Origin of the sequence: Methylobacter svalbardensis (assembly GCF_037671525.1) — a bacterium.
Lineage (GTDB): Bacteria > Pseudomonadota > Gammaproteobacteria > Methylococcales > Methylomonadaceae > Methylobacter_A > Methylobacter_A svalbardensis.
Genome location: NZ_JAWPOH010000211.1, coordinates 1 through 582 on the forward strand (window position 1 = coordinate 1; position 582 = coordinate 582).

Consider the following 582-nt stretch of genomic DNA (forward strand, 5'->3'; position numbering starts at 1 on the left):
CAGTTTTTGTACAATTGAATTCGAAAAGCTTAGCGTTATGATTTTAAGTGCTCCTTTAAGTTTTTTCAGTAGAAATAAGTATATCTTCAAAGGAGTTTTTTACTGTTTTGGAAATTAATTTTCTGGAAGTCTATAAATGGTTAATTTTCAATCAGCGCCAACAATGAATATAACCATACACTTGAAATCCGGAGCACTTTTCGAGGTATAAAAGTTGATCAGGATTATATCGGCTGTAGATATTTTTCAGATTGCCGGTTTTAATTTCTGGCCTAATGACTTACGCCTTTATCAAGGCCTCTAAAGCCGTCTGCCTCTGGCCAACATCCTGTTGTCTTATCGCCATGGACAAGGCTTTTCTTGTGCCAACAAAAACCGCTAAAGTCTTAGCCCTCGTTAATCCCGTATAAATAAGATTACGATAAAGCATTTTAAAATGTTGGCTAAGGATAGGAAACTGAAGTTTCCTAAAAAATCATCAAGCCACCATGCGTAGCAATACGGCCACCAACGAATTTTTCGAGGGGTTGCCGGGTTTGGGGCAAACCCTATCAAAATCCTCATTGAGAGCGGCTTCAGCTA

Annotated in this window: 1 protein-coding gene; it reads right to left on the reverse strand. The window is 38.3% G+C overall.

Features of this window, described 5'->3' with window-relative positions:
- Positions 1-280: 280 nt before the first annotated feature.
- The gene (locus tag RW114_RS21145) at positions 281-451 is read right to left on the reverse strand and encodes an ATP-binding domain-containing protein (RefSeq protein WP_422614860.1); all 171 of its coding nucleotides are present in this window, start codon (positions 449-451) and stop codon (positions 281-283) included.
- Positions 452-582: the final 131 nt, after the last annotated feature.